The sequence below is a fragment of the Rhodococcus sp. WS3 genome (assembly GCF_003797085.1).
In the GTDB taxonomy this organism is placed as follows: domain Bacteria; phylum Actinomycetota; class Actinomycetes; order Mycobacteriales; family Mycobacteriaceae; genus Rhodococcus_F; species Rhodococcus_F globerula.
The window spans coordinates 2,104,836-2,129,543 of record NZ_RKMA01000001.1 but is presented as its reverse complement, the minus strand read 5'-3'; the positions used below and the strand labels follow the sequence as shown (position 1 = coordinate 2,129,543).

At 60.9% G+C, this 24,708-nt stretch carries 29 protein-coding genes; 11 read left to right on the top strand and 18 right to left on the bottom strand.

Going from position 1 to position 24,708, the window contains the following annotated elements:
• Positions 1 to 37 precede the first annotated feature (37 nt).
• Positions 38 to 820, top strand: coding sequence for a trans-aconitate 2-methyltransferase (locus EEB13_RS09595; protein ID WP_045064850.1), 783 nt, complete (start codon positions 38 to 40; stop codon positions 818 to 820).
• Here EEB13_RS09595 and EEB13_RS09590 read toward each other — a convergent pair.
• The 5 genes from EEB13_RS09590 to EEB13_RS09570 form a co-directional block, all read right to left on the bottom strand.
• Complete coding sequence (locus EEB13_RS09590) at positions 817 to 1,803, bottom strand: glycine betaine ABC transporter substrate-binding protein (protein WP_095887084.1); 987 nt, start codon at positions 1,801 to 1,803, stop codon at positions 817 to 819. The genes EEB13_RS09595 and EEB13_RS09590 overlap by 4 nt on opposite strands.
• Positions 1,800 to 2,576 (bottom strand): ABC transporter permease, encoded by a 777-nt coding sequence (locus EEB13_RS09585; RefSeq protein WP_045066702.1) that lies wholly within the window; start codon positions 2,574 to 2,576, stop codon positions 1,800 to 1,802. The genes EEB13_RS09590 and EEB13_RS09585 overlap by 4 nt, the downstream gene beginning before the upstream one ends.
• A 50-nt stretch (positions 2,577 to 2,626) precedes the next feature.
• Positions 2,627 to 3,823 carry an ABC transporter ATP-binding protein gene (locus EEB13_RS09580; protein ID WP_033237348.1) on the bottom strand — a complete coding sequence of 399 codons (1,197 nt, stop codon included), beginning with the start codon at positions 3,821 to 3,823 and terminating at the stop codon, positions 2,627 to 2,629.
• Positions 3,820 to 4,467, bottom strand: a complete 648-nt coding sequence (locus EEB13_RS09575; RefSeq protein WP_033237349.1) for an ABC transporter permease — start codon at positions 4,465 to 4,467, stop codon at positions 3,820 to 3,822. The genes EEB13_RS09580 and EEB13_RS09575 overlap by 4 nt, the downstream gene beginning before the upstream one ends.
• Positions 4,468 to 4,735: 268 nt before the next feature.
• The gene (locus EEB13_RS09570) at positions 4,736 to 5,191 is read right to left on the bottom strand and encodes a DoxX family protein (protein ID WP_141485118.1); all 456 of its coding nucleotides are present in this window, start codon (positions 5,189 to 5,191) and stop codon (positions 4,736 to 4,738) included.
• A 193-nt stretch (positions 5,192 to 5,384) separates the two neighbouring features.
• Between EEB13_RS09570 and EEB13_RS09565 the strand changes: the two genes are divergently transcribed.
• Entirely contained in the window at positions 5,385 to 7,031 is a 1,647-nt protein-coding gene (locus EEB13_RS09565) for an MFS transporter (RefSeq protein WP_095887081.1), read from the top strand.
• Here EEB13_RS09565 and EEB13_RS09560 read toward each other — a convergent pair.
• A complete protein-coding gene (locus EEB13_RS09560) occupies positions 7,018 to 7,638 on the bottom strand; it encodes a malonic semialdehyde reductase (protein ID WP_141485117.1) in 621 nt (206 codons plus the stop codon). The two genes, EEB13_RS09565 and EEB13_RS09560, sit on opposite strands and share 14 nt — an antisense overlap.
• 106 nt (positions 7,639 to 7,744) lie before the next feature.
• On the opposite strand from EEB13_RS09560, the gene EEB13_RS09555 reads away from it, so the two are divergent.
• Positions 7,745 to 8,098, top strand: coding sequence for a winged helix-turn-helix transcriptional regulator (locus tag EEB13_RS09555; protein WP_033237353.1), 354 nt, complete (start codon positions 7,745 to 7,747; stop codon positions 8,096 to 8,098).
• A gap of 1 nt (position 8,099) precedes the next feature.
• On the opposite strand, the gene EEB13_RS09550 is transcribed toward EEB13_RS09555, so the two are convergent.
• Positions 8,100 to 8,516 (bottom strand): PPOX class F420-dependent oxidoreductase, encoded by a 417-nt coding sequence (locus EEB13_RS09550; RefSeq protein ID WP_141485116.1) that lies wholly within the window; start codon positions 8,514 to 8,516, stop codon positions 8,100 to 8,102.
• Positions 8,517 to 8,754: 238 nt separating this feature from the next.
• On the opposite strand from EEB13_RS09550, the gene EEB13_RS09545 reads away from it, so the two are divergent.
• The gene (locus EEB13_RS09545) at positions 8,755 to 9,579 is read left to right on the top strand and encodes an esterase/lipase family protein (RefSeq protein WP_261984486.1); all 825 of its coding nucleotides are present in this window, start codon (positions 8,755 to 8,757) and stop codon (positions 9,577 to 9,579) included.
• 15 nt (positions 9,580 to 9,594) lie between these two features.
• Here EEB13_RS09545 and EEB13_RS09540 read toward each other — a convergent pair whose 3' ends face one another.
• From EEB13_RS09540 to EEB13_RS09530, 3 genes are read right to left on the bottom strand one after another with little or no spacing between them, the layout of a single operon-like run.
• On the bottom strand, positions 9,595 to 10,788 hold the full coding sequence (locus EEB13_RS09540; RefSeq protein WP_141485115.1) for an acetyl-CoA C-acetyltransferase: 1,194 nt from the start codon (positions 10,786 to 10,788) through the stop codon (positions 9,595 to 9,597).
• On the bottom strand, positions 10,785 to 11,447 hold the full coding sequence (locus tag EEB13_RS09535; RefSeq protein WP_095887077.1) for a CoA transferase subunit B: 663 nt from the start codon (positions 11,445 to 11,447) through the stop codon (positions 10,785 to 10,787). Before EEB13_RS09535 ends, EEB13_RS09540 begins: the two co-directional genes overlap by 4 nt.
• Positions 11,444 to 12,211, bottom strand: coding sequence for a CoA transferase subunit A (locus tag EEB13_RS09530; protein WP_172937628.1), 768 nt, complete (start codon positions 12,209 to 12,211; stop codon positions 11,444 to 11,446). The genes EEB13_RS09535 and EEB13_RS09530 overlap by 4 nt, the downstream gene beginning before the upstream one ends.
• Before the next feature lie 169 nt (positions 12,212 to 12,380).
• On the opposite strand from EEB13_RS09530, the gene EEB13_RS09525 reads away from it, so the two are divergent.
• On the top strand, positions 12,381 to 13,160 hold the full coding sequence (locus EEB13_RS09525) for an IclR family transcriptional regulator (protein ID WP_084702460.1): 780 nt from the start codon (positions 12,381 to 12,383) through the stop codon (positions 13,158 to 13,160).
• A gap of 11 nt (positions 13,161 to 13,171) precedes the next feature.
• On the opposite strand, the gene EEB13_RS09520 is transcribed toward EEB13_RS09525, so the two are convergent.
• On the bottom strand, positions 13,172 to 14,026 hold the full coding sequence (locus tag EEB13_RS09520; RefSeq protein ID WP_045064837.1) for an alpha/beta fold hydrolase: 855 nt from the start codon (positions 14,024 to 14,026) through the stop codon (positions 13,172 to 13,174).
• Positions 14,027 to 14,227: 201 nt separating this feature from the next.
• On the opposite strand from EEB13_RS09520, the gene EEB13_RS09515 reads away from it, so the two are divergent.
• Positions 14,228 to 14,431 carry a PspC domain-containing protein gene (locus EEB13_RS09515; RefSeq protein ID WP_033237019.1) on the top strand — a complete coding sequence of 68 codons (204 nt, stop codon included), beginning with the start codon at positions 14,228 to 14,230 and terminating at the stop codon, positions 14,429 to 14,431.
• A 9-nt stretch (positions 14,432 to 14,440) separates the two neighbouring features.
• Here EEB13_RS09515 and EEB13_RS09510 read toward each other — a convergent pair whose 3' ends face one another.
• Positions 14,441 to 15,100 (bottom strand): TetR/AcrR family transcriptional regulator, encoded by a 660-nt coding sequence (locus tag EEB13_RS09510; RefSeq protein ID WP_261984485.1) that lies wholly within the window; start codon positions 15,098 to 15,100, stop codon positions 14,441 to 14,443.
• Positions 15,101 to 15,200: 100 nt separating this feature from the next.
• Between EEB13_RS09510 and EEB13_RS09505 the strand changes: the two genes are divergently transcribed.
• Positions 15,201 to 16,700: an MFS transporter gene (locus EEB13_RS09505; RefSeq protein ID WP_092803601.1), complete on the top strand. Its 1,500-nt coding sequence runs from the start codon at positions 15,201 to 15,203 to the stop codon at positions 16,698 to 16,700.
• Between the two features lie 61 nt (positions 16,701 to 16,761).
• Here EEB13_RS09505 and EEB13_RS09500 read toward each other — a convergent pair whose 3' ends face one another.
• On the bottom strand, positions 16,762 to 17,466 hold the full coding sequence (locus tag EEB13_RS09500; protein WP_045064834.1) for a TetR/AcrR family transcriptional regulator: 705 nt from the start codon (positions 17,464 to 17,466) through the stop codon (positions 16,762 to 16,764).
• A gap of 142 nt (positions 17,467 to 17,608) precedes the next feature.
• On the opposite strand from EEB13_RS09500, the gene EEB13_RS09495 reads away from it, so the two are divergent.
• Both EEB13_RS09495 and EEB13_RS09490 read left to right on the top strand, forming a co-directional pair.
• Positions 17,609 to 18,046, top strand: coding sequence for a GtrA family protein (locus EEB13_RS09495; RefSeq protein WP_045066699.1), 438 nt, complete (start codon positions 17,609 to 17,611; stop codon positions 18,044 to 18,046).
• A 35-nt stretch (positions 18,047 to 18,081) separates the two neighbouring features.
• A complete protein-coding gene (locus EEB13_RS09490) occupies positions 18,082 to 18,852 on the top strand; it encodes an ABC transporter permease (RefSeq protein WP_045064832.1) in 771 nt (256 codons plus the stop codon).
• On the opposite strand, the gene EEB13_RS09485 is transcribed toward EEB13_RS09490, so the two are convergent.
• Positions 18,830 to 19,501, bottom strand: a complete 672-nt coding sequence (locus EEB13_RS09485; RefSeq protein WP_095887074.1) for an NAD(P)H-binding protein — start codon at positions 19,499 to 19,501, stop codon at positions 18,830 to 18,832. The genes EEB13_RS09490 and EEB13_RS09485 overlap by 23 nt on opposite strands.
• A gap of 184 nt (positions 19,502 to 19,685) precedes the next feature.
• Between EEB13_RS09485 and EEB13_RS09480 the strand changes: the two genes are divergently transcribed.
• Complete coding sequence (locus EEB13_RS09480) at positions 19,686 to 19,934, top strand: hypothetical protein (protein WP_133637934.1); 249 nt, start codon at positions 19,686 to 19,688, stop codon at positions 19,932 to 19,934.
• Here the strand turns inward: EEB13_RS09480 and EEB13_RS09475 are convergent.
• Positions 19,847 to 21,310, bottom strand: coding sequence for a flavin-containing monooxygenase (locus tag EEB13_RS09475; RefSeq protein WP_141485114.1), 1,464 nt, complete (start codon positions 21,308 to 21,310; stop codon positions 19,847 to 19,849). The genes EEB13_RS09480 and EEB13_RS09475 overlap by 88 nt on opposite strands.
• Before the next feature lie 184 nt (positions 21,311 to 21,494).
• Here EEB13_RS09475 and EEB13_RS09470 point away from each other — a divergent pair, with 184 nt between their 5' ends.
• The gene (locus tag EEB13_RS09470; RefSeq protein WP_141485113.1) at positions 21,495 to 22,628 is read left to right on the top strand and encodes an alpha/beta hydrolase; all 1,134 of its coding nucleotides are present in this window, start codon (positions 21,495 to 21,497) and stop codon (positions 22,626 to 22,628) included.
• Here the strand turns inward: EEB13_RS09470 and EEB13_RS09465 are convergent.
• From EEB13_RS09465 to EEB13_RS09455, 3 genes are all read right to left on the bottom strand, one after another.
• The gene (locus EEB13_RS09465; protein ID WP_095887071.1) at positions 22,625 to 22,999 is read right to left on the bottom strand and encodes a CD225/dispanin family protein; all 375 of its coding nucleotides are present in this window, start codon (positions 22,997 to 22,999) and stop codon (positions 22,625 to 22,627) included. The genes EEB13_RS09470 and EEB13_RS09465 overlap by 4 nt on opposite strands.
• Positions 23,000 to 23,071: 72 nt before the next feature.
• Complete coding sequence (msuE, locus tag EEB13_RS09460) at positions 23,072 to 23,635, bottom strand: FMN reductase (protein ID WP_045064822.1); 564 nt, start codon at positions 23,633 to 23,635, stop codon at positions 23,072 to 23,074.
• An 8-nt stretch (positions 23,636 to 23,643) separates the two neighbouring features.
• Positions 23,644 to 24,702, bottom strand: a complete 1,059-nt coding sequence (locus EEB13_RS09455) for an LLM class flavin-dependent oxidoreductase (RefSeq protein ID WP_141485112.1) — start codon at positions 24,700 to 24,702, stop codon at positions 23,644 to 23,646.
• Positions 24,703 to 24,708: the final 6 nt, after the last annotated feature.

Sequence of the window (24,708 nt, the reverse complement as noted above, 5' to 3'; positions counted from 1 at the left end):
GCCTCCACGAATTTGCCACGACAGGCACAATGAGCACATGCGCAGTGTTACGTGGAACCCCGAAATCTACGGTCGATACGCCGACGAACGCTCACGCCCCTATATCGACTTGACTTCGCGGATTGCGGCGCAGGCGCCGGCGCGAGTCGCGGACCTCGGATGCGGATCCGGGTCACTGACCGGGATACTCGGTGAGCGTTGGCCGGATGCTCGTGTGGCGGGGACTGATTCGTCGCCCGAGATGGTGGCACAGGCGCCCACCGATCTGCCAGGCAACGTCACCATCACGCTGCAGGACATCAACGAGTTCGACGCCACCGGCTACGACGTCATTGTGAGCAATGCTGCATTGCAATGGGTTCCGAACCATCGTGAGCTGATCGACGGATGGGCCGAGACCATGGCGCCTGGAGCGTGGATTGCGTGGCAGGTTCCCGGTAACTTCGACGCCCCGTCGCACGCTTTGATGCGTGAACTTGCCGAGTCGTCGAGATGGCGAGATCGCGTGGGTGGAGTTTTGCGTGGACCCGAGGGTGTTGACGACCCGGCGCACTACGCAGCCAGGCTGCAGGCTCACGGGTTCGACGTCGATGCCTGGGAAACCACGTACATCCATGTGCTGACTGGCGAAGACCCTGTGCTGGGCTGGGTTCGGGGGACAGGCCTGCGTCCGGTGCTTGATGTGCTCAGTGAAGCCGACTCGCTCGAATTCGAGCAGGAGTACTCCGCAAGGCTCCGCGAGGCCTATCCCTCCACGGCCGCAGGCACACTGTTCCCGTTCCGAAGAGTCTTCTGCGTGGGGCGAAAAATGAGTGACTAGTCCGCTGTCACAAACCCTTCCGACACCATCCAATCTCGGGCAACCTCTGCGGGTTCCTTGCCTTCGACATCCACTTGGCGATTCAGTTCGGTCATCACCTCGTCGGTGAGACGAGCCGAAATCGGCGCCATGACCTCAGCTACCTGCGGATGATCCTCGGCAAAGCTCGCACGCATGACAAGGGCTGGATTGTATTTGGGGAAGAAGGACAGATCGTCCTCGAGGAGTTCGAGGTCGAGGGCGATGATGCGTCCGTCGGTGGTGAACACCTCGCCGAACTTGCACTGATCACCGTCGGCTGTCGCCTGGTAGATGATGCCGGTCTGCAATATCTGGCGCTGGGCACGCGAAGCGTCGAATCCGTATTTTTCTGCGAGACCGGGGTATCCGTCTTGACGGACGTTGAACTCGGTCTCGACGCATGTCACTGCAGCACCTGGATCGGATTCGACCAACTTCGCGTAGTCGGAGACAGTCTTGACTCCGGTCTTCTCGGCCGTCTCCTTGCTCATCGCCAAGGCATACGTATTGTTCATCGGCGCCGGATCGGTCCACACCATGTCGTTTGCAGCCAGGTCCGCATCGCGGACTGCCTCGAACTGAGCCTGCGAATTGGGAAGCGGTGTCTCGTTTCCGAGGTAGTTGATCCATCCGGTGCCCGTGTACTCGTAGGCAAGATCGATCTGCCCGTTGAGTTGCGCGTCGCGGGTGCTGTTGGAGCCCTGGATGTTGGTGAGGTCGCGAACTTCGGCGCCGGCCGCAGACATCGCGAATTCGATGATGTATCCCAGGATGATCTGCTCGGTGAAGTCTTTGGAACCGACGGTGATCTTCACGCCTTCGAGTTCCGGAACGGGCTGGATACTTCCCGGACCGACCGCGAGGGGTAGTGCGCCGCCGGATTCCAAACCACACGACGCCACAAGGGCAAACCCGAGTGCGGCTGCGGTAATTTTCCAACCGCGTGTGCGTCGTCGATTCATCGCAATCCCTTTGGCCCGAGGAACTGTTCGGCGAGTGCGCCCAACCAGTCGATGAGCAAAGCGAGCGATACTGCAAGCACCGCGCCTACTACCAGCGTCACGTTGTCGCGCAGTTTGTACCCGGTGTCGATCATGATCCCCAGTCCGCCGGCACTGACCAGGAAACACAGCGTTGCTGTTCCTACGGCAAGAACCAATGACGTACGAAGACCGGCAAGGATATAGGGCACTGCCATCGGGAATTCGAGCTGTCGCAAAATGGTGAACGTTGACATGCCTTGGCCGCGCCCGGCGTCGATCAGTGTCTCGTCCACCTGCTGATAGCCGAGAATCGTGTTGCGCAGCACCGGAAGCAGTGAATAGAACGCGATGGGGAATACACCGATCCAGAATCCGGTGGTGCGGGTGGCGAGATAGAACAGGACCAGTAGGCCGATGGCCGGTGCAGCTGCGCCGATGTTGGCTATTCCCACGAAGAACGGCGCCAGACGGGTGAATCTCGGTCTGGTCAGCAGAGTGCCGAGCGGCACGGCCACCGCGACGACGATGATGACCACCGCGGCTGTGAGCAAGATGTGCTGCCAGGTGAGCGTCGTAATGTTGTCGACGTTGATACTGGCTTTCTGCGTTGCGTTGAGATCGCGGCTGAAGGCCCAGACCAGTACTCCGACTACAAGTATCAGGACGACAACCGGCTGAACCAGTAGCCGGATCCTTTCTGCTCTACGTGTGGCGGCATTTTCGGCGGCACCGAGATCCGCGCCGCCATCAATATCTGCGGCTCCAGCAGCGGGCGGCGCTGCCAGGTCCTCCGTCGACGCGCTCACTCCGGAACATCCTCGTCATGATCGTGTGCGTGTTCCTCACGCATCTCCGAAAGATGGCTGACCAGTGTGTCGATGGTGATGAGACCGACGTATTCGCCGCGCCGGCCGGTGACTACCGTCGACGCATTGCTTTCGGCAAGCAGCGCTTCGAGTGCATCTTGCAGTGTCGACTGAACGGACACGGCTTCCCCGATTTCGTTCCCAACGCCACGCAGCGACGACGCGTGTGCCAGATGTGACGGTGAGACCCAGCGGAGTGGGCGTCCGCGCTGATCGAGAATGAGGGCCCACTTCCACTTACGTGCTGCGAGTGAACTTCTCAGCTCGTCCACCGAGTCGGTCTCCCGCGCGGTGAGGCATTGCTTGAGTTTGATCTGCCGCACCCGCGTCAACGTCAGCTGCTTGAGGGAGGCGTCGGCGCCGACGAAGCCCGCGACCATGTCATTGGCCGGATTGGCGAGGATAGCTTCGGGAGTGTCGTACTGCATGATCGTGGATTGATTGCCCAGCACGGCAATTCGATCGCCGAGTTTGACTGCTTCGTTGAAATCGTGGGTGACGAATACGATCGTCTTCCCGAGTTCCGTTTGCAGACGCATCAACTCGTCCTGCAGTAGTCCGCGCGTGATGGGGTCGACAGCACCGAAGGGCTCGTCCATCAACAGGACTGGGGGATCAGCGGCAAGTGCCCTCGCGACCCCGACACGCTGCTGCTGACCACCGGACAGCTGCCGGGGATAGCGGTCTCGATACGTATCCGGATCCAGCCCCACGAGATCCAGCATCTCGTCGGTGCGGGCAGCAATCCGCTTCTTGTCCCAACCGATCAATCCCGGCACCGTCGCCACGTTCTTGGCAATCGTGAAGTGTGGAAACAGGCCGGCCTGTTGGATCGAGTAGCCGATGCCGCGTCGCAGCTTGTCCGGGTCGATCGACAAGGCATCTTTGCCGTCGATGGTGATCTTTCCGGACGTGGGTTCGATGAGACGATTGATCATGCGCATCGTGGTGGTCTTGCCGCAGCCGGACGGGCCGACGAAGACAACGATCTCACCTGCAGGAACAGTGAGGGACACGTTGTCGACTGCCGCGTCTTTCTGTCCTGGGTATCGCTTGGTCACGGATTCCAGAACGATCTCGACTCCGGAAACCGTGGGATCGCTGGTGACGTCATGGGGGATGGTTTCAGTCACTGGAGACCCTTCGAGGTAGTGAGCCGACCGATGACGACGTAGATGGCGTCGAGTATCAGAGCCAGAATGACGATGAGTACCGTGCCGGTCAGTGCTTGAGGAACAGCTGTTGGGCTGCCGACGCGAGATAGTCCGGAGAAGATCAAGTTGCCCAGACCTGGGCCTTTTGCGTACGCCGCGATAGCCAGAATGCCCATGAGCATCTGAGTGCTGACCCGCATACCGGTCAGGATCGACGGCCACGCGAGAGGCAGTTCGATGCGGCCGAGTACACGCAGTCGATTCATACCGACACCGCGTGCAGCATCGGTGATGGCCGGATTCACCGAGTCGAGACCGATGATGGTGTTTCTGATGATCGGAAGTAGTGCATAGAGAATCAGTGCGGTGATGGTCGGCGCGACACCCAGACCGAGAATCGGAATGAGAAGTCCGAGAAGAGCGAACGATGGAACAGTCAAGATCGTGCTGGCCAGCGCTGTTGCCACTGATGAACCAATAGGACTGCGATACACGAGAATTCCGATGGCAACCGCGGCAATGGTTGCAATAATCACCGACTGAATGACGGCCGAAACATGGAGATACGAATCGGTCAATAGCTGTTGTCGTCGTTCGACGACAAATTCCCACAGTGCGCCCATTTTCCGAACCGACCCTCTTTCGGACTGTTGCTGACTCGAACGTGTACCCATCCCGCAGTTCGGATACACAGGCGTCGTTCGAGTCGTGAAGTGTTTACGTCGACCCTCGTCCAAAAAGTTCAGTACTGCAACTATTTCGGATAGCTGCGTGTCGGATGTTGCTCAACAGACGAAAAGCCGGCGTCACCCGCAGGTATATGCGGTGTGACGCCGGCTGTTCGGCAATCGTAGGTTCGGGTCAGATTTGTCGCTCTGGATAAATGACGGACTACGGGCTGGAAGTTCCTACTGCAACTGGCTCATCCGCTACGCCGCTGGAGGTGGCCTTGGCTCGTCTGAGGTTGTCCAAAGCAGCAGCGCCCGGCCCGATGAAGACCAGCAGGAGCAAGGACCAGCAGAACAGGACAACCGAGTCTCCCTCGTTCTGGATGGGTAGCAAGCCGTCGGGCTGATGCTTCCAGAAGTAGGCAACGGCCATGGAACCCGAGGCAATGAAAGCTGCTGCACGAGTGCCGAGTCCGATGATTATCAACGTGCCGGCCACCAGCTCGATCGTTGCTGCCCAGCCGCCCGGCCAGTCCGTCCACGACGATGTGTTTCCGCCCCATGGAGCTACCGGCCATCCGGTCAGTGTCGACAGGCCATGGCAGAGAAACAGGAAACCGACAACGATGCGGAATGCTGCGATGCCCCATGGTGCCGCCGCGCTGGATATGTTTTTCACCGGAGGAGCATTACACACTCGAGTATGGTTTGCCTACCCTAATAACTGGACGGGTGTCCGAGGTCCTTCCATGTGGGTTTACATCCCAAATGTGCGGCAAGGTAACTGAGGCAAGGGCGTCGGAGATTTTGCTGCGAGTTCAAAGAATGCGGCCTAGGGTAAATCCACCAATCCGCCCTTATGGGAGTGTGACATGGACAAGCCGAATACGGAGACCACACCCGAGCCCGACAAGTCTGCAGTCAAGAACAAGTGGGCCGCCCTGATCGTACTGGTCGGCGGTCTGGCGATGATCGTCATCGACGGCACCATCGTCGGAGTAGCGCTCCCGGTTCTGATCGACGATCTGAAGTTGAATTTCGACGACGCGCAATGGGTCAACAGCCTCTATTCGGTGATCTTTGCTGCGCTTCTGCTCACTGCAGGTCGGTTAGGCGACAGATTGGGCCGCCGACGTCTGTACGTCGTCGGTATCGCGATATTCGTGGTCGGTAGCTTGTTGGCCTCTACCGCGGACGGCGCAACCAGCCTGATTGTGGCCAGAGCGATTCAAGGCGTCGGTGGTGCGTGCGTACTGCCTGCCACGCTGTCCTCGATGAACTCGATCTTCAGAGGCAAGGACAGGGCGGTGGCGTTCGGCGTGTGGGGTGCCGTCATCGCCGGCGTTGCTGCGATAGGTCCGCTACTCGGTGGCTGGATCACCACGTACTTCACCTGGCCGTGGATTTTTGTCATCAACGTGCCGATCGGCATCGCCCTGATGATCGCGACATACATGGTGGTTCCCGAAACCCGAGCCGGGGTCGTCGAACCGGGGCTCGATGTTCTGGGACTGTTCTTGAGCGCCTTCGGTTTCGGTGCGTTGATCTTTGCACTTATCGAGGGCGGCACACTCGGTTGGTGGACTCAGAAGGCGGATCTGCATCTCTTCGGTATCACGTGGTCCGCCGACGCACCACTATCCGTGGTTCCGACGATCGGCACGATCGGTATCCTCCTGCTGCTGGGATTTGTGTTGTGGGAGAGGCATCGTGGACGAATTCACCGATCTGCGATTCTGGACATGAATTTGTTCTTCACGCCCACCTTCAGCTGGGGCAACGTGACTGCCATGACGGTCGCGATCGCCGAATTCGGCTTGTTGTTCGTACTGCCGCTCTATCTCGTCAACGCATTGGGTCTGAGTACGATGGGCGCAGGCTTCGTGCTTGCCGCGATGGCCGGTGGCGCTTTCATATCCGGTTCGCTCGCAAGGCATCTCACTGCGCTGATCGGCGCACCCCGAACAGTGATTCTGGGATTGCTCCTGGAAGTTGTCGGTGTTGTCGTAGTTGCTGTTTTTGTCAGTTCGACTGTCGCGCCGTGGCTTCTGGCGCTGCTTCTGGTGGTCTACGGAACCGGCCTCGGATTGGCCTCCGCGCAGCTCACCGGAATTACCCTGGCAGACATACCGACCGAAGAATCCGGTCAGGGATCAGCGACGCAGAGCACGGTTCGCCAGCTGGGCTCGGCCATCGGAAGTGCCGTCGTCGGCGCAGTATTGGCGTTCGGGTTGTCGAGAAACATGCCAGGCACGCTCGAATCCGGGGGAGTGCCGTCGTCCGAAGCGATCCAACTGTCAGACGCGACACGAGAATCCGCAGGCAGTTCCATCGGAGTCCTGCGGGAGCAGGGGACGCACGGACAACTGGGCGAAGCCGGCCCAGATGTCGTGCGTCTGCTCTCCGACGGATTTGCGGAAGCGACGCGCTACTCGCTTTACGTGTCGGCGGCGTTCCTCGTCCTGGGTCTGATCGGAGCGTTTCGAGTGCAGGCGAGCGCCAGACTCAGGCCCAGCTGAGTGCGTCTTCGTTGGACAGGCGCGGCAGGCGGTCGAACCACGGGTTCTCGCCGGGATGGCCGATGTTGACCACGAGGGTGGTCTTGAAGCGGCCGTCGGCGAAGAACTCGCCGTCGATGCCCGCAGCGTCGAATCCGGCCATCGGGCCGGCGACCAGGCCCTGTGCGCGGATCGCGAGAATCACATAGCCGGCCTGCAGGGCGGCGTTGAACCGACTGGTCGACGTGGCAGCAGCCTCGTCGGACGCGAAGTGGTCCTTCATTTCCGGGCGGATCGGGAAGAGTGCCGGGATGTGCTCGTAGAACTTGGTGTCGACAGCGAGGACCGCGACTGCCGGCGCGGAAGCAGTCTTGGCTTTGTTGCCGTCGGCCATGTGCTCTACAAGGCGCGCTTTGCCCTCCTCTGTCCGTACGAACAGCACGCGAAGCGGGTTGGTGTTGGCTGCGGTCGGCGCCCACTTCGCGAGTTCCCAGATCGCGGTGAGTTCGTCGTCGGTCACTGGTTCGTTGGAGAAAGAGTTGACCGTGCGAGCTTCGGTGAAGAGAAGTTCGCGGCTGGCGGTGTCGAGCTGCTTTGCGGTAAATGGGGTGGCTGCGTCGATTGACATCGGTGGTTCCGTTCCGTGATGGCTTGCCAGGCATCTCCGGCAAGACGAGTTGCTAGTAAAAACAAAGTGACTATGAGTACGTTAGCACTGACGCTAGGATGGTGAAGTGGAGAGTAAGAGTGGAACTGATCATCAACCCCGCGTCTGTGATGCGGCGTTGGCACGGGCTTTCCGCTTTCTCGGCAAACGCTGGAACGGTGTCATCCTCGCAACGCTGCTCGGTGGGCCTGCGGGATTCGCGGAACTGAAGCGTGCGGTCGGGGGAATCAGTGATTCCGTACTGTCTGACCGGTTGACCGAACTGGCGAGCGCAGGGCTGGTGACACGGACCGTCGACGCCGGACCGCCCATTGCCGTGGAGTACCAACTCACGGTGTCTGGCCAGGCCTTGCTCCCTGCGTTGAGTGAATTGACGACCTGGGCTGCCGAGAATCTGCCGGCCGAGGGTTGTACGAGCTGAACTACCGCGTGTGTACGGTTCGGTGTGATTCGTACCAGGTGTCACCAGCAGGCTCTCCGCCCAAGTTCCAACTCCACGAGATTGTCGGCGTGATGCGTGAGTAGACCCCGGGGCCGACCATGCCCACTCTGTCGATCGGCGGTTCGGCAATGCCGTAGATCCTGATTCCGCGCGCGACGAATGGCTCGAACGACGGCATGTCATCGATGACCAGTGCAACCTCGTAGTGCCCTGAGCGGATGTTGCGGAATTTGCGGGTATTGACGACGGCCTCGCCGACCCCACCTATCCATAGATGAGTGCTGTCGTATTCGAAGGCCAACGGCACGACGTCCGGTTGACCGTCTGGGCCCACAGTGGCAACTCTCGCAAGAGGTTGCGACGCCATGTACTCGATTTCCTGGTCTGTGAACGACATCAATTGATCCTTCCGCAGGTTCGCGACAAGTCCGCAACGTAGTTGCAACGTATGCGCCAATAGTGTTCTGGATCACACCGAGTTTTCCACCTCGGAAACTGGTGCGCAGTATCGGTCCAGGTTCGCTACCGGTGGCGAACACGGACAAGGCTCCGTGGGTTGAGAACACAGCCCACGGAACCGTCCCCTCCGGCCAGGTGGGGCGAACCGCCCGGACACCGGCCGACAAGGAGTCCAGGTGTCTGTCGCGGCGGATACGTCTGTAGTGGACCTCGGGTGCTCCGAGCTTCCCGAAACTTTCCCCGAGCTTCTTCCAGGGCCGCCGTCGTTGGCGATGTGCCTCACCGAACCACCGCGCGGGCTCGCCGACATTGCGTCGCTGGTGCTCGCGGCACCGTGGTTGCTCCGTTCGCCGCGAGGTGACGGGCACCCGATTCTGGTCCTGCCGGGATTGTTGGCGTCCGACACGTCGACGATGGCAATGCGCGCGTACTTGCGGCTTCTCGGATATCGAGTCCACGGCTGGAACCTCGGCATCAACACCGGGCCGACGCCTCAGGTTGTCGACGGTCTGCCTGGGGTCCTCGCAGGTCTGGCGGATCGCTACGACAAACCGGTGTCGGTGATCGGGTGGAGCTTGGGCGGAATCTATGCCCGCCAACTTGCGCGGGATCTCCCGCACGCCGTGCGCCAGGTGATCACCCTGGGAAGTCCATTCGGGCTGAGTAACCTGCAGCAAACGCGTGTCGGTGCGCTGTATTCACGTATGTCCGGCAACCATGCGATTCTCCCACCCGTCAACGGTATCGAGTGGGAACTCGGTCACCCGTTACCCGTTCCGGCAACGTCGCTCTACTCCAAGCGGGACGGTGTGGTTCCGTGGCAGGTGTGCCGCGACTTTCCTTCGGATCGTTCGGAAAGTGTTGCGGTACATGGCAGTCACATGGGGTTGACGCACAATCCTTCGGCGTTGTGGGCCGTGGCCGACAGGCTCGCGCAGGCCGCAGATACCTGGGATCCGTTTGTCGTTCCCAGGCATCTGCGGCGACTGTATCCGCGCTGAACCGTCGTCTGGCCTCTAGGCCTTGGGTACGCGGACGATCAGTGCGTCGCCCTGCCCGCCGCCGCCGCACAGTGCGGCCGCGCCGATGCCGCCGCCGCGGCGCGCCAACTCGAGTGCCAGGTGCAGCGCGATCCGGGCACCGGACATCCCGAGCGGGTGCCCGACGGCGATGGCGCCGCCGTTGACGTTCACCTTCGCCGGATCGAGGCCGAGCTCACGCGTGGAGGCGATACCGACGGCCGCGAACGCCTCGTTGATCTCGACGAGATCGAGATCGGCGGGGTCGATACCTTCCTTCGCGCAGGCCTTCGCGATGGCCCGCGCCGGCTGGGACTGCAGAGTCGAATCGGGACCGGCGACCACACCGTGGGCGCCGATCTCCGCGATCCACGCCACACCGAGTTCTTCGGCCTTGGCCTTGCTCATCACCACCACGGCGGCGGCGCCGTCGGAGATCGGGGAGGCGGAGCCGGCGGTGATGGTGCCGTCCTTGCTGAACGCGGGACGCAATTTGCCGAGGGATTCGACGGTGGTGTCGGCGCGGATGCCCTCGTCCTGCGCGAAGACGATCGGATCGCCCTTGCGCTGCGGGATCGAGACGGGGACGACCTCGTAGTCGAAGAGGCCGTCCTTCCAGGCGCGGGCCGCGTTCTGGTGCGAGGCCGCGGCAAACGCGTCCTGCTCCGCGCGGGTGATGTGGGTTCCGTCCTGCTGATTGACCTGTTCGGTGAGCAGGCCCATCGCCTGGTCGGTGAAGATGTCGTGCAGGCCGTCGTACGCCATGTGGTCGCGCATCGTGACGTCGCCGTACTTGAACCCTTCGCGGCTTTTTTCGAGCATGTGCGGTGCGCGGGACATCGATTCCTGCCCGCCGGCGACGACGACGTCGAATTCGCCGGCGCGGATCAGCTGATCGGCCAGGGCGATGGCGTCGACACCGGAGAGGCAGACCTTGTTGATGCTCAGAGCGGGAACGCTCATCGGGATGCCCGCGGCGACGGCGGCCTGGCGGGCCGGCATCTGACCGGCGCCGGCGGTGAGAACCTGACCCATGATGACGTACTCGACCTGCTCGGGGGCGACACCGGCCTTGTCCAGGGCGCCCTTGATGGCGATGCCACCGAGATCGGACCCGGACAGGTCCTTCAACGAACCCATGAGTCGACCCATCGGGGTACGGGCTCCGGCAACAATCACAGAACTGGTCATGTCAGGTCTACTTTCAATTCGGTGCCGGTGGCACTGACAACGTCATCGACCGTGACGCCGGGGGCCAATTCACGCAAGGTGAGTGTGCCGCCGTCGGTGACGTCGATGACCGCGAGGTTCGTGATGATGCGATCTACGACGCCTTGGCCGGTCAGCGGCAGGGTGCATGCGTCGACAATCTTGGGGTTGCCGTCGCGATCGGTGTGTTCCATGACGACGATGACACGACGGGCACCATGGACAAGATCCATCGCGCCGCCCATGCCCTTGACCATCTTGCCGGGCACCATCCAGTTGGCGAGGTCGCCGGTCTTCGAGACCTGCATGCCACCGAGAACTGCGGTGTCGATGTGGCCGCCGCGGATCATGCCGAAGGAAAGAGCGGAATCGAAGTATGCCGCACCGGGATTGACGGTGACGGTTTCCTTGCCCGCGTTGATGAGATCCGGGTCGACGTTGTCCTCGGTGGGATACGGGCCGGTGCCCAGGATTCCGTTCTCCGAGTGAAGAACTACCCGAACGTCCGAGCCGAGGTACCCGGGGATCAAGGTGGGCAGACCGATTCCGAGGTTCACGTATTCGCCGTCGATCATCTCGGCCGCGGCACGGGCCGCCATGTCGTTGCGGGTCCAACCGGTCACTGTTGCTGATGCGGTCATCGTGTTGCTCCTTCGGACGCGCTGACGGTTCGCTTTTCGATTCGTTTGTTCTGGGGCCCGGTATGGACAACACGCTGGACGAAAACCCCGGGAAGATGAACTGAAGCCGGGTCGATCTCGCCAGGCTCGACAAGCCGTTCCACCTGGGCGATGGTGATTCGCCCCGCCATAGCGGCGAGTGGGTTGAAGTTCATCGCCGTCTTGTCGAAGACGAGGTTGCCCTCGGTGTCACCCATGACGGCGTGAACCAGGGCGTAATCGGCCGTGATTGCTTCTTCCATCACGTATCGCTTGGTTCCGAAGGTGCGAGTTTCCTTGGGTGGGGACGCAATTGCGATGGAACCGTCGCTGTTGTAGCGCCAGGGCATGCCGCCGTCGGAGATAGGGCTACCGACACCTGCCGGAGTGAAGAACGCCGGGATTCCGGTTCCGCCGGCGCGCAGGCGTTCTGCCAGTGTTCCTTGCGGTGTCAGTTCCACTTCGAGTTCGCCAGCCAGGTACTGACGCGCGAATTCCTTGTTCTCTCCGACGTACGACGCCGTCACGCGCCGAATTCGACCGGCAGACAGCAGGATTCCGAGTCCGTGATCGTCAACGCCGCAGTTGTTGGAGAACACTTCGAGTTCCCGTGCGCTGGTTGCCGCGATCGCTTCGATCAAGGCGTCAGGGATTCCGCACAGTCCGAATCCGCCGACGGCCAGGGTCGCGGCGTCGGTGATGTCGGCGACCGCATCGGTCGCGGACTGGTACACCTTCGTTGCCATCGTCATCTCCCCATCTTGCGTTCATCTGACGAACGCATTGTTTTTCTCTGGATGAATTCAACTATGCGCAGATCCAGCAATCAATGACGATGGGAAAGATGATAGAAAATGGTCGCTGGGCGACCAATTCTCGTTGATACGTTCATTCAGTGAACGCTAGGATGGACACATGGCATCGAGGGAGCAAGCGCCGCACATGGTGGCGCGGGTGGCAGCGGTTTTGCGTGCGGTCGCCGCGTCGGAACCAGACGGCGCAACGACCACTGAGCTGAGCAAGGCGGCCGATCTCGCTCGTCCGACGGCTCACAGGCTGCTTACGTCGCTGGCGGAAGAGGGTCTGGTGGACCGCGACGCGAAGAGTGGGCGTTGGTCTCTGGGGCCGGAGTTGTATCTCCTCGGTACCGCTGCGGGCAGTCGATATGACATCACCGACTCGGCGCGCGATGTTCTCGAGGATCTGGCCCGATTGACGGGGGAGAGTGCCTTCTTGTCCGCACGGCGCGGCGACGAAACAGTGTGTGTCGTGAGGCAGGAGGGGAGCTTTCCTCTGAGATCCCATGTGCTCTATGAAGGAAAACGATTTCCACTAGGCGTCGCGTCGGCTGGTCTGGTGATCCTGAGTCACTCGCCTGCCAGTGAGGTCGACAGTTATTTCGCGCGTAGAGATCTCGCCGCGGAGTGGGGAGACGGCCACAGTGAGGAAGCCGTTCGCCGTCGAATCAGCCTGACCCGCGCCGCCGGCTACGCCGTCAATCCGGCTCTCCTCGTCGAGGGGAGTTGGGGAATGGGCGCCGCCGTCTTCGACCGACGGGGACGGCCGGCGTGGGCCCTGAGCTTGACCGGTGTCGAGACTCGATTCCGGCCGGACCGGATCCCCGAACTGGGAAGACTCCTGCTCGAGCAGGCACATGTCCTGACGACTCGGCTCAAAACCCACTCCGTACCGTAGAACTTGCCGCGTCACTTCCGGAGGAGGAACTCGAGCGTGACTCGTTCGAATGCTTCTTTCGCTTCGACCATGACCCAGTGCCCGCAGTTCGGGAAGATGTGCAACTCGGCGTTCGGTATGAGTCGCATCGGGATCATCGGCATGTCGGGCGGGCACTGACGGTCGTCGAGGCCCCAGGTCAGCAATGTCGGGCATTGCACGGCGTGCATCATGGACCAGTACGGTGGCCGATTCGACTCGGACGTCATTTTCTGCTGCGCGGCAAAGGCTTTGGACCCGTACATCGCTGCGAGGCTCTTGTGGGATTCCGGATCCTTGGCGCTCTCCCAGCGTTCCTCGATGCGTTCTTCGGTAATGATGCCGGGGTCATGCACCATGCATCGAAGCCATCGAATCAACTTCTCCCGAGTGGGACCGTCGGCAAATTCCTGAAGCAGTCGAGTGCCCTCGCTCGGGTTCTGGCTGAAAATGTTGGGGCCAACACCGCCGATCGTGACCAGTTTCTTCACTCGCTCGGGGTGCCGCATCGCCACGTTCGACCCGACGACACCGCCCATCGAGTTGCCGATCATCGCAGCGGATTCGATGTCCAAAGCATTCATGAAGCGAGTGACTGAGGAACCTGCGGTGACGACGGGATGCCCGTCGACGGGATCGCTGATACCGAAGCCGGGGAATTCCAGTACGTAACAATGGAAGTGCTGCGCGAAGGTGGCAAGGTTGCCGCGGTAGTTTCGCCATCCACTGACTCCGATTCCGGATCCGTGCAACAGAATCAGCGGTGGACCGTCGCCCGCCTCGTGATAACGCAATACCCCTTTGTCGGTAGCGATTTCTCTCTTGGTTCCCTCGTAGCTCACGTCCATTCGGCAATGCTAGAACAGGTTTCAGTTTTGAGGTGCTTTTCTGTCGGGGTCAACCCTGATTGCGACTCGGGGTAGCACTGATACCTGAGGATGAACCGTGGCCGGAAAGATGGGTCCTGCGCCCGATGTGCGGCGCGGCAGTTCGGCGGATAGTTGATGTCAACGCGGCAGTCGCCGCGACACGTACCGAAAGGTCAATCCATGACGTCATCGATGAAGACCCGCAAGCTCACTCGCGCACGGTCGGGCGCAATGTTCGGCGGTGTGTGCGCCGGCATTGCACGCTACTTCGGGTGGAAGGCGTCGACTGTTCGGTTGCTGTTCGTACTGTCGTGCTTGCTGCCCGGACCGCAGTTTCTGATCTACCTCGTGATGTGGATTTTCATTCCGCGCGAGGCGATCTGAGCGCGCTGTTCAGCGTTTGCGAGATTTGAGGATCAGCTTTGCCTCATGCAGCTCGTCCGGCGTCAGGGGTGGCAAAGGTAAGGGGTCTCGGTGTTTGCCCTCGGCGCGGAGTCCGTCGAGCATCACCGACAGGAACCGGCGCCACACCGTCGGGTTGACGGGTTGGGCGAACTCGGTGACCGCTCCCACCATGAAGATAAGTCCGAAGAGATCGGTGGACACGGCATCGGGACGCAGCATTCCGGCGTCTCGGGCTCGCCGAAAGATCTCTTCGACGGCAGGTTCGATGATGGATCGCTGACTCGCGACCTGCTCGCATCCTTCGTCTGTTCCGTTGAGTACGTCCTTGAGTCCACGGTTGACAGACATTCGGCCACAAGCGAATTCGGCAAATGTCACCAAGGCGTCCCAGGGGTCCGGATTGGCGAGTGACGCCTCGGTGGCAGCGGCCATGTCGGCGAAGTTCTGCTGGAAGACGCCGTCGATCAATTCTTCTTTGTTTGAGAACCGTCGGTACACCGTGCCGACGCCGACGCCGGCTCGGCGAGCCACGTCGTCGAGTGTGACGTCGATGCCTTCTTCTGCGTACAACTCACGCGCGGCGTCGATGATCAATCGCCTGTTGCGGGCGGCGTCGGCGCGAAGAGGGCGCTCCATTGCGGTGCTCATGGTGTCCAGTTTACTCGCCAAGTGGAGACATGATCTCCATTTGGGTGTACCGTTTTTGCTAACCGGAGAAGCCATCTCCGCATAGCTCGGGCGAGGGAACATGTCAGAAACTGCTGAGTGGACTGAAATCGACAAGTCCCCGGCGCCTTCAGGGGACAACCACGCAAAACGGTGGCTGATTCTCGCGGTTCTGGGAATTGCGCAGCTCATGGTGGTCTTGGACGCCACTATCGTCAACATCGCGCTGCCGGCAGCGCAGCGTTCATTGGAATTCGGGGATTCCGATCGTCAGTGGATCATCACCGCGTATGCCTTGGCCTTCGGTAGCTTGCTGCTGCTCGGTGGCCGGTTGAGCGACCTGTTCGGCCGCAGGCGCACCTTTATCGTCGGGCTGATCGGATTTGCGGTTACCTCGGCAATCGGCGGCGCGGCGGTCAATTTCGAAATGTTGGTCGCCGCGCGTGCAGGTCAGGGCGTCTTCGGTGCGCTACTTGCTCCGGCGGCACTGTCACTGCTGTCGGTGACCTTCACGGATCCGGCAGAACGGGCAAAGGCGTTCGGCATCTTCGGCGCAGTGGCCGGCGGCGGTGGCGCTATCGGATTGCTCCTCGGCGGTGCGCTTACCGAGTGGGTGGACTGGCGCTGGTGCCTGTATGTGAACCTGTTCTTCGCGGCAATCGCGCTGGTCGGAGCCGTGCTGCTGTTTGCGCCCCACGTCACTACCGGAGCCAGGCCGAAACTCGACATCCCCGGAACGGTTCTGGTGTCGATCAGCCTCTTCAGTATCGTCTTCGGATTCTCGAAGGCTGAATCGAACGGTTGGGCTGCCGGTACCACCATTGCGTGGCTGACCGCGGGCGTCGTATTCATGGCCGCATTCATCTACTGGCAGACCAAGTCCGACCATCCGCTGCTCCCGCTGCGAGTGGTCACCGATCGAATCCGCGCCGGCTCGTACCTGGCTATCTTCCTTTCCGGCGCAGGCATGTTCGCGGTCTTCTTGTTCTTGACGTACTACATGCAGTTGATCCTCGGATACACGCCGATCGTGACCGGTCTGGCCTTCATGCCCATGGTGTTCGGAATCGTCACGGCGGCAACGCTGTCCACGGCAGTGCTTCTGCCGAGATTCGGTCCTCGTATCCTGATCACCAGCGGAATGGTCATCGCCGCAATCGGAATGACAATTCTGGCGCAGATTTCGGTGGACAGCACGTACGCCGTCCACATTCTGCCCGGACTGGTCGTCACCGGCCTCGGTATGGGCAGCATCTTCGCGCCGTCGATGCAGGGCGCAACCTCGGGTGTGCGCTACGAAGATGCCGGAGTTGCGTCGGCAACGGTCAACACGATGCAACAGGTGGGCGGTTCCATCGGGACAGCACTACTGAGCACCATCGCGGCATCCGCGTCTACGAATTACCTCGTCGGTCGTGAGGTCAACCCCATCACGCAGGCGCAGGCCGCCGTCGAAAGTTACACCACGACGTTCTACTGGGCTGCAGCCATTTTTGCGGTCGGCGCTGTGCTGACGGCATTGGTTGTTCGGAGTGGACTACTCCCGACGGCACCTGAGGGTGAACCGGTTCTGGTGCACTGAGACAAAGGTCGGGGCCGCTGTCTGAATGAACTGGTCAGCAGGCGGCCCCGACCTTCTCGACTCAGCAGGGGCCGTCCGGTCCACTTCCGTAACGGTGCATGACGTGGTCGAGTTGTTCGGTCGTGAGGGCCGGCACGGGAAGTTCACGGTGCGTGGTCCGCGATGCCCGCAAGCCGTCGATGATGAAGCCGAGAACGCGGCGGTATGCCTCCGGAGCATCGTCGCCCGTGAAATTCTGCGACAGCTTGATGGTCTGGATGAGAAGTGGAACGTCGCTGATTTCGAAGTCGTCGCGCAAGGTGCCCTCATCCTTCGCACGGTTGACGAGGGCGGCGGTACTGCGAGTGATGCTGGCACGGGCACGGGTGAACGCGTCGGACGTGAAACGGGCGTCCATCAGAATGTCGCCGAATCCGCGACTGTCTGCCATACGACGCGAGATCGCTTCGAGGTAGTGGACAAGCCCGTCCCAGGCGCCGGGAATCTCGAGTGACGTTGTCGCAAGGGATTCGATCTCCGCGCAGCGGGAGTCGAACAAGGCCTGGATCAATTCGTCCTTGCTGGCGAATCGTCGGTAGACGGTGCCGACTCCGACGCCCGCGTGACGAGCGACATCCGCCAGCGTGGCATCGAGGCCCTGGGCCCCGAAGACTTCACGCGCGGAACAGAGGATGCGTTCGAGGTTCGCTTGGGCGTCGGCACGCAGACGTGGCTGTCCGCAAATGTCCGACGATCCCACTAGTGCATCGGGGTGACTTGTCGGCATCCTCACAGTCTACGACACTAAGCGGAACATACGGTTCCGCTAGTGTTATATTGCTAAGCGGAACGAATGGTTCCGATTAACTTCACGAGAGAAGCCATTTATGAGCACGTCTGACATCTGGGTCGGGAGTAAAACGACCTCGATGATGGGTACGCGGAATATCGGCTTCTCGGGCCGCGCACTGCGGGCTCTCTCCGGTGACGGTGCGTTCATCCAGCTCATCCGATTCGCTCTTGTCGGCGGCATCAGTAACATCCTGTACTTCGCCGCGTTCCTTGCTCTGCATGGCGACGGAGTCCTTGTCGCCAACGCCGTGGGCGCGGTGCTCAGCACTATTCTTGCCAACGAACTTCATCGGCGGCTCACGTTCCACGCCGCTGACCGCGTCCACTGGTTCACCGCGCAGTGGGAAGGCGGCGGACTGGCACTTGTCGGACTGCTCGCCAGCTCGGCTGCCATCAGCGCACTCGGTTTCCTGTTCCCCGGCGCAACTGGCGTTGTACAAGCCGGCCTCGTGATCGGAGTCAGCGCACTCGTCGGAGGCCTGCGCTTTGTCGCCCTCCGCGGATGGGTGTTCTGACCGAACCAGACGCAGCGTGCGGAACACTGTGAGTCATGAGCATGTCGATAGCCGACTCCGGTATCCGTCTCGGGCTGCTCTGTCTGGCGATGGCGGTGTTGGCGGCGCTCGTTTATCGCTTCACTCGCATCGGCAGTGTTCGTGTCGTCCCCGGTGCGCTGGTGCGCGGCGCCATCCAATTGGCAGCGATTTCCTTGATCCTGGCTGCTGCTCTCGCTCACCTCTGGTCGGCGGTACTCGTGCTGATCGGGATGTTTGCGGCCGCGTCATTCACGGCTGCGCGTAGATCGAACTCCGGTCGCTCCGGCGTTTGGCTGAGTGCCGCTGTGCTCGCGGGCATCGCCGTTGTGCTCCCACTCATGCTCATATCAGGGGTGGTTCCCTTGGAGGGGGTTGCGATCGTGCCGATCGGCGGGATCGTGATGGGCGGCGCTATGACCGCGACATCGATGGCCGCTAAACGTGGACTCGACGCCGTCGACTCCCGATACGGTGAGGTCGAAGCTGCCCTCAGCCTTGGTTTTTCGCAGCGCGACGCCCGGTGGGAGGTGGCGAGAACTGCCGCCGCCGACGCTTTGCTGCCAGGAGTCGACCAGACGCGAACCGTCGGCCTGGTGACTTTGCCCGGAGCGTTTGTCGGCGTTCTGCTTGCGACGGGATCCGCGGTGCAGGCCGGGGCTGTGCAGATCCTCGTATTGGCAGGGCTGTTGTTGGCGCAAACCTGCGCGGTAGCTGTTGCCGTGGAGTTGGTTGCGCGAGGCCGCGTCTACCGAGGTAGGAGAGTCAGAGCTGCGCGAGTTCGTTGATCTTGTTGCTGCGCAGGACCCGATCGGGCAGATCAGGGGCGTTCGACGCGAGAGTGATCATTGCCGTACCGATGTTCTCACTTGTTGTGACGCTTGCCGGCAGCACAATGCGCAGCAGTGGGTACAACCCCGCTGACAGTTGATAGAACGCCTTGTACCACCACGTCTTCGACGGTGATCCGGGGTGCGGGCGGATAAACCCCGGCCGGAAGATGTAGACGGTCAGAGGTAGTGCCAGCAGTGCGTTCTCGGTTGCGCCACGTACCCGCTTCCACATGGTCGTGCTGGTCTCTGTGGAGTCGGCACTCTCGCCGGAAACGTAGACGAACACCATGTGCGGATTCAGCCGTGCGAGTGTCGTCGCGGCAGCGAGTGTGAGGTCGCGGGTGATCCGGGTGTAGTCGGTTTCGTTCATTCCGGCAGACGAGGCACCGAGGCAGAAGAAGCAGGCATCGGCGCCGATGAGGTCTCCCTCGATGCTCGTGAGATCAAGCAGATCGCGATGAACGATGTCGACTATTTTTGCGTCGCCGATCGTGATCGGATTACGGCCGACGGTCACTACCGTGTCGATTCGCGAATCCGTCAGGCACTCGCGCAGAACACTGTTGCCCACCATTCCCGTTGCCCCGAAAATTACGACCTTCATCTGTGTTGCCCCCCGTTGTCGAATTCTGCGTTGTCGAATTCTGCGAACACACTACGCAGCGGTGTCGGGGCGGAGTATGCCGGAGCGCCAACTGAACGTTTGACCTGCAACGATTGGTCTCTTTCATCCAACTTGCGACCAAAGTCCCTACAAACCGTCCGGACGGTAGGGAGAGGATGGGTGCATGGACGAAGCGGGGGACGAGCTACATGTGCTCGGGTCGGAAACCGCCGGTCGATGTGTGGAGGCGTTGACCATCATCGTTTTCGGCGCGCTGTGTGCTGTTGTCGCAGGTTCCGCGATGTGCCTTCTCATCGGTGTGGTGGTGGGACTCGTTCGACTGGTCTACCTGTTTGCGCGCGAGTTGTTCTTCGAGAACGACATGTGGTCGTTGATGCTCCCGAACGTCGAGTGGAAGCGATCCAGGATGTAATTCTGACGCATGTTCCAGGGCGACTTCGATCCTTGCTTCGGGAATTGTTCGACGGCACGCATCACATATCCCGACTCGAGATCGAGAATGGGGCGTTGATCCATGTCCTCGGTTACCTGCGGAACGCAGGTGGAGTATCCGCGCTTGTCCATCTCGGCGAGCAGGCGGCACACGTACATAGACGTCAGGTCTGCCCGCAGCGTCCACGACGCGTTGGTATACCCGACGCACATCGCGAGATTCGGAACTTCGCTGATCATCATGCCTTTGTAGACGTATCGATCGCCAAGGGATACCGGCTCACCGTCTACGTCGAGGGACATTCCGCCACAGGCTTCCATCTTCAATCCTGTTGCTGTGACCACGATGTCCGCGTCGAGTTCAGTGCCGGACATCAAGCGAATCCCGGACTCGGTGAACGTCTCGATGCGATCGGTTTCGATGGAGGCCTTGCCGGATTTCAGCGCCTTGAACAGATCGCCGTCGGGTACGACGCACAACCTCTGGTCCCACGGATCGTACGTGGGCGTGAAGTGCGGATCGATCGGAACATCATGGGGGAGTTGCCGCTTGGCGGCTATGCTCAACAGCTTTTTCGCGCGAGCCGGGCTGCGACGGCACAGTTGGTAGAAGCCGAGATTGACCAGGACGCTTTTCCACCGGGCCACACTGTGTGCCACCTTGCTCGGCAGGTACTTGCGGAAGGAATCCGCGATCTTGTCTTTCGATGCCAACGTCAGAATGTACGACGGCGACCGCTGCAGCATCGTGACGTGCTCGGCGCTCTTGGACATCGTAGGAACCAAAGTGACTGCGGTAGCGCCACTTCCGATCACAACCACCTTCTTGCCGTTGTAATCGAGATCGTCCGGCCAGAACTGTGGATGCACGACGGTTCCGCCAAACGTTTCCAAGCCTGGGAAATCGGGTGTGTATCCGGCGTCGTAGCTGTAGTACCCGCTGCAGAGATAGAGAAAATTGCAGGTGAGTGTGTGTTCCCGATCCTCGGACACGACAGTGAGCGTCCAGACCGACGTTTCCGACGACCAGGACGCCGCAGTCACTTTCTGGTTGTACCGAATCTTCTGATCGATACCGTTCTCACTGGCGGTGTCCCGGACGTATTGCAGGATCGACGGGCCGTCGGCGATTGCCTTGGCATCGGTCCACGGGCGGAACGGATACCCCAGCGTGAACATGTCGGAGTCGGAGCGAATGCCGGGATACTTGAACAGATCCCAGGTTCCGCCACTGTTCGAGCGAGCCTCGAGAATGGCGTACGACTTTCCGGGAAGCTCGGTTTGAAGGCGATACGCAGCACCGATACCCGACAGGCCTGCACCGACGATCAGTACATCGAGGTGTTCGGTGCTCATCTGTGTACTCCGTATCGAGTGCGCCGTCCCGGTGAAAAGGTGGTCGAAACCCAGCCTACTGACCGATGCGCCGGCGATCGAAATCGGAACCTCGCGCCGCGAAGCTCCACAATTCACGGCTGTTATGGCAGATGATGGGATGTCCGAGTACACGTCATGGGCATTGTTGTGGAGAAAAGAAAACATGGGCTGTTCGAGTAGGGTCGGCGCGGCACTGGTGGTTGTGTGTACAGCGCTGTCACTGAATGCGACAGTTGCGCGCGCGGAAGAACCGATCGCGGGATCGGTTGTCTCTCATATGCCACTCGCCGCGGCGACGCTACCGATTGGAGCCGCCGTTTCCGAACAGATTGTCTACCGAACTCTTCGGACGGCCGATCGGCAAGGAATCTCGTCGGGTTCGATATTCCTGCCGGAGGGGGCACCGCCGACGGGTGGGTGGCCGGTGATCTCGTACGCCCACGGAACTGTGGGCAGCGCTGATCGCTGCGCGCCTTCGGTGGCCGGGTTCTACGAGACCGAACGACGCCCCATCGAGCGATGGTTGGCGGAGGGCTACGCAGTTGTGGCGACGGACTACTCGGGACTCGGGACCGAGGGCGCTCTGGCCTACCTCGACGGCCCAGCCGCGGGTGCCAACGCAATCGACATCGTTCGCGCCGCGCACGAGGTGTACGGCGACGTGCTGGACGAACGCTGGATGGTGGCGGGTCTGTCGGAAGGTGGGCATGCTGCCTACTTCGCCGGCCATGAAGCAAGTTCCCGCGCACCGGAATTGGATTTCCGGGGCACAGTGGTTGTTGCCGGACCTACTCACCTTGAGGGGTTGTTCCCGCTCGGTGGCCCGTTGTTCCCGGAGTTGGGTATTCCCGGCCTCGTGGTTTATGTCCTCTACCTTCTCGGCGGGATCGATGATCAGCGCCCGGAAGAGAATGTCCGACAGTATCTTTCGCCCCTCGGAATTTCGTGGATGGAGAAGGCCGCGACGCAGTGTGCGGTCGATATCGGTAAGACTGTTGCAAGCGAGAGGGTTCCCTTGGGTGCTCTCTTTTCTCAATCGCTGTGGACGCCACACATTTACGAATTGATGCGAGAGATGCTTCAGGTTCCTGTCGACGGTTACGACCGGCCGTTGCGCATCGTTCAGTCCACCGCCGACACAACACTCCCCATTCCGTTCACCTGGGCGCAACTCGTCGATCTACGTTCCAGAGGTACGCAATTCGAGTATCAAGAAATCCAGGGAGTCCCCCACAGTCAGTCCGTGATTGCATCTATGGATCAGACTGTCGAGTTCACGCAGCGAGTAATGCGCTAGCGCATGCGGCGATGAAAATCGCTGTCGCCGGTCTGCGCGAACCACACTATTGCCGCGATCGCGTACAGGATGACGAAGATCAACAGCAGTCCGCCCGCTATCACGAGTGATATCTGTCCAAGCCTCTTGACCCGGTCCGATGCGTAGCGTGAACCGTCCGCGTCGCCGTCCGCCCACAACGGATACACGTTGAACGCGTGGTTGAAAGCCGAGAAGGCCAGCGGCCAGAAGAAGAGCAAGGACACCACCGCCCACCCGGCATTGACCGGTGGGCGGTCGGGGTTCCGTGGGAAGGCTGCAGACGTGGGTTGCGCAGCGGTGGGTTGCGCAGCGGTGGGTTGCGACCGAGGGGGTTGTTCCGAACTTGTCATGATGGGCTCCTGACATGAGGGTTCTCCTCGACGCTACTGCGATTCAGCTCGAGAATCATCGGAGTAACCCAACTAGGCGGAAACCGATGTGTGATCCGCGAGCAACCTGGCTACCGGAAGAACGTCCTTGACGGCCATGTCGATACGTTCGAATACCTCAGGGTTGAGGATGGTCGTCCCGTCGAAATCACCGGCGCTGAGATAGATGCCGACAGGAGCAGTCCATGCTTGGAAGAACGCAAAGAGTGGCCGCAGTGCCTGGTCGAGAACCAGTGCATGCCGATCACTTCCGCCGGTTGCCGCGAGAATGACAGGCGTGTTCGCGAGAGCATATTGATCGACGAGATCGAAGAAATGCTTGAACATTCCGGTGTACGAACCGCGGAACACAGGCGACGCCGCAATCACGATGTCTGCGTTTTCGACCGCGTTCAGCGCGTCGGCGGTGGCTGCGTCGACGTGGTCACGATCGAGTGCGCCGGCCAAGCCGGGTACCAGATCCACGATCTCGATCACCCGAGCGTCGACTTGCTCGACGTCTCCCATCGTCTCGATGACGAGGTCGACCAGTGCCCGGGTTTTCGACGGCCTGGACATGCTGCCGACAACGGCAACAACTTTCAGGGGTGTTGTCATGAGTTGTCCTACTTCTCGGTTGGTGTCAGGGATTCGATTTCCTTGCGGACGACGGGAGCGACTTCGGTGCCCAGGATCTCGATGGCTCGGAGCATGTCCTTCTGGGGAACGTTGCCGAAACCCATCTGGATCATGATCCGGTCGTGGTGAAACAGTTCGTACTGCGCCATTGTCTTGTCGATGATCTCTTGCGGACCACCGAGGAAGAAGGCTCCGGCTGTTGTCGCCTGCGCTTCGTATGCCCTGCGCGGCATGGGAACTCCATTGCCACGCTGGTGGTGGTTCTGCATCCAACCGGCTTTGAAGTACGGGTACGACGTATCGAGAGCGGCCTGCTTCGACGTGTCGACGAAGCCTGGCGACGCAATCGAAACCTTCAGGTTCTTCGGGTCGTGGCCGAACTCCACGGCGGCCCGGCGGTACAGGTCGACAAAGGGCTCGAACTGCTGGTAACTACCGCCGATGATGGCCAGCGACAACGGAAGTCCCAGCTTGGCTGCCCGAACTACCGACGCCGGGGTGCCGCCGACAGCGATCCACACCGGGATCTGACGGTCAGGCCGAGGTGTTACGTCACCGTCGACGAGGCTGGGACGCAGGTGTCCCTCCCACGTGATCGGATTCTCGTCCCGCAGTTTCAGGAGCAGATCGAGCTTTTCGGCAAAAAGCTCGTTGTACTGGGACAGGTCGTATCCGAACAGTGGGAACGATTCGGTGTACGACCCGCGTCCGGCGATGATCTCCGCTCGTCCCTCGGACAGGAGGTCGAGCGTCGAGAACTGCTGGAAGACGCGGACCGGATCGTCGGAGCTGAGTACGGTGACAGCGCTGGAGAGTTTGATGGAGTCGGTGGCCTGCGCCATCGCGGCGAGCACCACAGCGGGCGACGAGACCGCGAAGTCCGTCCGATGATGCTCGCCGACTCCGAAGACGTCCAACCCGACCTGGTCGGCAACGGTTGCCTGCTCCACCAAATGTCGAAGGTGGACACCGGGGTTCATCGTCTTGCCGGTTTCGGGGTCGGGCGTGAGTTCGCCGAAATGGTAGATGCCGAGTTCGAATGCCATGGTGAT